Annotated in this window: 6 protein-coding genes and 2 pseudogenes; 6 read left to right on the top strand and 2 right to left on the bottom strand. The window is 68.7% G+C overall.

Annotated features, from left to right (window positions below; all coding sequences use genetic code 11):
• The 4 genes and pseudogenes from AC1DY2_RS15535 to AC1DY2_RS15520 form a co-directional block, all read left to right on the top strand.
• A pseudogene (locus tag AC1DY2_RS15535) lies at positions 1-468 on the top strand (hypothetical protein); the annotation flags it as partial.
• A 71-nt stretch (positions 469-539) separates the two neighbouring features.
• On the top strand, positions 540-929 hold the full coding sequence (locus AC1DY2_RS15530; RefSeq protein ID WP_476763241.1) for a VOC family protein: 390 nt from the start codon (positions 540-542) through the stop codon (positions 927-929).
• A 37-nt stretch (positions 930-966) separates the two neighbouring features.
• Entirely contained in the window at positions 967-1,278 is a 312-nt protein-coding gene (locus AC1DY2_RS15525) for a hypothetical protein (RefSeq protein ID WP_476763240.1), read from the top strand.
• An 11-nt stretch (positions 1,279-1,289) separates the two neighbouring features.
• Positions 1,290-1,643, top strand: a complete 354-nt coding sequence (locus AC1DY2_RS15520; protein ID WP_476763239.1) for a hypothetical protein — start codon at positions 1,290-1,292, stop codon at positions 1,641-1,643.
• A gap of 38 nt (positions 1,644-1,681) precedes the next feature.
• Here the strand turns inward: AC1DY2_RS15520 and AC1DY2_RS15515 are convergent, their stop codons facing one another.
• Together AC1DY2_RS15515 and AC1DY2_RS15510 are read right to left on the bottom strand one after the other, a co-directional pair.
• Positions 1,682-3,289, bottom strand: coding sequence for a DNA recombination protein RmuC (locus tag AC1DY2_RS15515; RefSeq protein ID WP_476763238.1), 1,608 nt, complete (start codon positions 3,287-3,289; stop codon positions 1,682-1,684).
• A gap of 75 nt (positions 3,290-3,364) precedes the next feature.
• Positions 3,365-3,982 carry an exonuclease domain-containing protein gene (locus tag AC1DY2_RS15510; RefSeq protein WP_476763237.1) on the bottom strand — a complete coding sequence of 206 codons (618 nt, stop codon included), beginning with the start codon at positions 3,980-3,982 and terminating at the stop codon, positions 3,365-3,367.
• Between the two features lie 154 nt (positions 3,983-4,136).
• On the opposite strand from AC1DY2_RS15510, the gene AC1DY2_RS15505 reads away from it, so the two are divergent.
• The gene (locus AC1DY2_RS15505; RefSeq protein ID WP_476763236.1) at positions 4,137-4,463 is read left to right on the top strand and encodes a nuclear transport factor 2 family protein; all 327 of its coding nucleotides are present in this window, start codon (positions 4,137-4,139) and stop codon (positions 4,461-4,463) included.
• Positions 4,460-4,763, top strand: a pseudogene (locus AC1DY2_RS15500) (hypothetical protein); the annotation flags it as partial. The gene AC1DY2_RS15505 and the pseudogene AC1DY2_RS15500, both read left to right, overlap by 4 nt.

Genomic DNA, 4,763 nt, shown 5'->3' with positions numbered 1-4,763 from the left:
ATCCTGGCGTGGGGCGTCGGCTGCGTGCCGCTCGCGATCATCGGGCTCACCTCGTGGCTGTGGGTCATGGTGATCGCCCTCTTCATCGTCGGCGTGCTGTTCGACGGCGCCCAGGTCGTCTGGGGCACGCTGCTGCAGCGGCGCGTGCCGCCCTCGATGCTGGGCCGGGTGTCGAGCCTCGACTTCTTCGTCTCGCTCGCGCTCATGCCCATCTCGATGGCGGTCGCCGGTCCCGTCGGCGAGGCGATCGGGCTCGCGCCGGCGTTCCTCATCGCCGGGCTGGTGCCGCCGTTCCTCGCGTTCGCCACGCTGGCGCTCGCACGCCTGAAGGACGACGAGCTGGCGCATCCGCTCGACGGTCACGCCGACGTCGACGCGGTGACCGGGGCCGAGGCGGCGGCCGGGTTCGAAGCGCCGGCGGACGAGCCGCATTCGCGTGCGCCGGCCGACGAACCGCTCCGCGAGTGACGGTTGCGGCGCTTCGGCCTCGACGCGAGGGTGCCGTGTGTGCGAGGGTGGGCGCGAACGAGGGGGATCCGATAGTGGACATCAACGATGCGTTCCCGGGCTTCAGCGTGCACGACGTTGACGCGGCCCGGACGTTCTACGGCGACGTGCTCGGACTGGGGGTCGAGGACTCGATGGGCGGGCTGAGGCTGACGTTGCCGTCGGGCCAGGGCGTGTTCGTGTATCCGAAGGTCGATCACGAGCCCGCGTCGTTCACGATCCTGAACTTCGAGGTCGCCGACCTCTCGCGCACGGTCGACGATCTGAACGCCGCCGGTGTCGTGACGAAGATCTACAGCGACCCGCACTCGTTCGGCACCGATGAACGCGGCATTGCCTGGGGGTCGAAGTCTGGTCAAGGTCCGGACATCTGCTGGTTCCGCGACCCTTCGGGCAACGTGCTCAGCCTCATCGCGCAGTGAAGCTCCGGCATGCTGCGGGAGCTGGTAGACCCGAGGCATGCAGGGGCAATCGCTGAATTCGCCGTGGGCGTCCAGCAGCGGCGTGTACACGCACACCTGGACTTTCCAGGTCACGCATCCCGGGCGCACGGTCGTCGAGGTCGCGCTGACCTCCGTGAACAGCGTCGATGACGATGACGGCACCTTCGCGCGCTTCGGCGTCTCGCAGATCGTCAGCGACAGCGGGGTCGAGAACTTCGGTGACGACGGTCCGCCCGTGGTCGCTCGGGACGGCGTCACGAGCGTGAGCGTGCGAATGTTCGTGGTCAACTCGTTCGCCCGCGGACGCGTGGCACGCAACTTCTGGTGAGGAGCGGATCGATGATCGACGAGACGGCGAGCAGCGATCGGGTCGAGACCCGTCACCGAGTGAGCGTGCTGTATGACCCCGAGACGGGGCGGGCGGTGCACGGCCATACCTTCGTCGGTGTCGACGACGAGCTCTCGGCACCCGACGGGAGGGAGGCGCGCGAACGCGTGTTGCGCCAGGAGGCAAGGGCGGACCGTGCTTCTGCACGACTCCGGTTCGCCGACGCCGTGGCCGACCTTCGCATCGAGGCTCCAGCAGAGCTCGAGGTGGTCGAGGACGTCGTCGTCGTGCGCCCCATCCGCCTGAAACGGCGCAACGTGGACCCTGAGATCCTCCGCACACTGCCCGCGCAGCGTCGGGACTGACCATTCCGTCGCGCTGACGCGGCGCGACTACATGGACTTCAGATCGAACGGATCTCGGGGTCGATGTCGGCCGCGAAGGCATCGTCGGCCGGTTCGGCGATCTCGAGGGAGGTCTCATCGACCCCGGAGATCAGTGCCTCGAGGACCGGGGAAACCTCGGCGCTCGGAAGTTCGACGAGTTCGACGTCCCGGAGTTTGCGTTCGATGGCCCTTGTACGTTGGCCCGCCGCAGTCACGGTGTTCTGCGCCGTCTGCAGCTGCTTACCGAGCCGATCCCAGACCTGTCCGTACTTCTGGAACTCGGCCTTCGCTGCTCCGAGCACCTGCCATACCTCGGAGCTTCGTTTCTCGATCGCCAGCGTGCGGAAGCCCATCTGGAGGCTGTTGAGTAGCGAGGCAAGCGTGGAGGGTCCGGTGATGAGGATGCGGAGGTCGTTCTGCAGGCGGCTCGCCAGGCCGGGCCGCCGCACGACCTCGGCGAACAGCCCCTCGGTCGGCAGATACATGATCGCGAAGTCGGTGCTGAGCGGAGGCTCGATGTACTTCTCCGCGATCGTCTTGGCCTGAGCGAGCACCGCACGCTCGAGTGCCTTCGCGGCAACCTCGATGTCGCCCTTCTCTCCCGACTCCTGTGCCTCGAGCAGACGTTCGTAATCCTCTTGGGGGAACTTCGAGTCGATCGGCAGGTACACGGGACGGTCGTCGTCTCCGCGGCCCGGCAGCTTCACGGCGAACTCGACGTTTTCGCGCGAGCCCGGGCGGATGGCGACGTTCTGGTCGTACTGCTCGGGGGTGAGGAGATCTTCGAGCTGGCGGGAAAGCTGAACCTCGCCCCACGTACCGCGACTCTTCACATTCGTGAGCACGCGCTTCAGACCACCGACGTCCGTTGCGAGGGTCTTCATCTCGCCCAGTCCGGCCTGCACTTGCTCGAGGCGCTCGCTCACGAGTGCGAACGATTCACCGAGCCGCTTCTCGAGCGTGCCCTGCAGTTTCTCGTCGACGGTCTCGCGCATCTTCTCGAGCTTCGCCTCGTTGCCGGTGCGGAGCTTGTCGAGTTCGTCGCGCATCGATTGCTGGAGCTCGACGTGCTTTGCGCTGTTCGCGTCCGTGAGGGCTTGGACCCGCTCGGCGTTCAGTGCCAGGGAGTCTGACATGGCGTTCTGCAGCTTCTCGACCGTGGTGCGTACCTGCTCGAGCTTGTCGTCGTTCGCGCGGCGAAGTGCGTCGAACCGAGCCTCGACGGCGGTCTTGAGTTCGGTCTGGGCCTCAAGCGAGGACTTCGAGGAGGTGTGGAACTTCTCGGACAGCTCTGCGAGCGAGCGGTCGACCGTGGTGCGGAGCTCGTCAGACGACATCTTGCGGCTCTCTCGCTCACGCCGGAGCTCTTCAGCCTGCGTGATGGCCGTGGATTGGAGTCGTTGGTCGAGCTGCAGTTGCACATCGCCGAGCTTCTGGCTCAGTTCGCTTCGCTGCGTCGCAAGATCTTGACGGAGCTCGCCGCCGCCGGCTCGGACCGCATCGCGAATCGTCGAAGACAGCTGAGGATCACCGGAGACAGCGGTCCGCCCAAACTTGAACCAGACGGCGAGCGCGCCGAGCGCGATGCCGACGACGAGGCCGATGACCACCAGCAGGATCTCCATGTCCACAGTGTCGCAGCGGCCGCCGACATCGCCCGGGCACGGCCCCGGCCGGGCGCGGATGCGCCCGTGCCGCCGCTACTGCAGCGCCATCGGGCCGTGCATCGCCCGCTGCTCGCCCGTGGCGACGGGACCGATCGCCCCGAACCGCACCCGCGTCACGTGTGCGAGGCCGTCGAGGTCGTCGACCTCGTGGCGCTTCGCGGCGTGCACCACGATCGCGGCGCACGCCTCGGCGTCGGCGAGCGCGTCGTGGTGCGAGAAGTCCTCGAAGCCGGCGGCCATCGCCGCGACGGGCAGCCGGTACGACTCGAGGTGGTACGTCTTGCGGGCGACCTGCAGGCTGCAGAGCGAGCGATAGTCGGGCACGGCCACGCCGATCGCCTCGGAGGTTTTCGCGATCACGGCCATGTCGAACCCGGCGTTGTGGGCGACGAGCACGTCGTGCCCGGCGAACTCGCGCAGCGCGGGCAGGTGCTCGGCCCAGCCGGGGGCATCCGCCACCATCTGCGGCGTGATGCCGTGGATGCGGATGTTCCACTCCGAGAAGTCGTTGTGCGGGAACGGCGGCCGGATGTACCAGTGCACCCGGTCGACGACCCGCCCGTCGCGAACCTTCACCAGCCCCACCGAGCAGGCCGATGCGCTCGACGAATTGGCGGTCTCGAAGTCGATCGCGGTGAAGTCCACTGGCACGCGTGCATCGTCGCACGCGGTTCCGACACGGCCGGGCGCGTCGCGCCGCGCGTCGGCGATCGGCGCCGAACGGGTTGACGGATGCCGCGGCCAGGGCGTGGAATGGCACCGGTACGCGCCGCGACGACGGCGTGCCGCGAGGCGAGGAGACCGGATGACCGACCTGCCCCCACCGGTGGCGGAGGCGTTCGCCGCCACCAACGCCCGCGACCTCGCCCGCTTCGTCGCCGCCTTCGACGACGACGGCGTCATCGACGACTGGGGCCGCGAGTTCCGTGGTGCCGAGGAGATCGCCGAGTGGAGCCGCCGCGAGTCGATCGGCGTGCAGCAGACCTTCTCGGTCACCGACGTGCGGGTGGGCGGGAGCGAGATCGTCGTGCTCGCCGACGTCGGCGGCGGCGGGTTCAACGGCCCGTCCACCTTCACGTTCCGACTGACGCCCGACGGGTCGGCCATCGAGCGCATGGCGATCACGGCATGACCGACGCACCCACTCCCGAATCCRGTGCCGCCTCGGCTGCGGCATCCACTCCCGCCCCTGGTGCGGCGAACGCACCTGGGCTCGTCGCCGACCCCGCCGACCCCGCGACCGTGCGCAGTGCGCGCTCGTTCGGCGCCGCGGCATCCGTGTACCACCAGTCGCGGCCCGGCTACCCGGTCGAGGCGGTCGCCTGGCTGGTCGGCGACGCGGTTCGGGTGCTCGACCTCGGCGCCGGCACGGGCAAGCTCACCGAGGCGCACGACGCGCTCGACCGCGCGGTCATCGCGGTCGACCCGCTGG

The sequence above is a fragment of the Agromyces sp. P1_H4 genome (assembly GCF_056405255.1).
The sequence above is the reverse complement of the archived record's forward strand: the minus strand, read 5'-3'. Positions and strand labels throughout refer to the sequence as shown.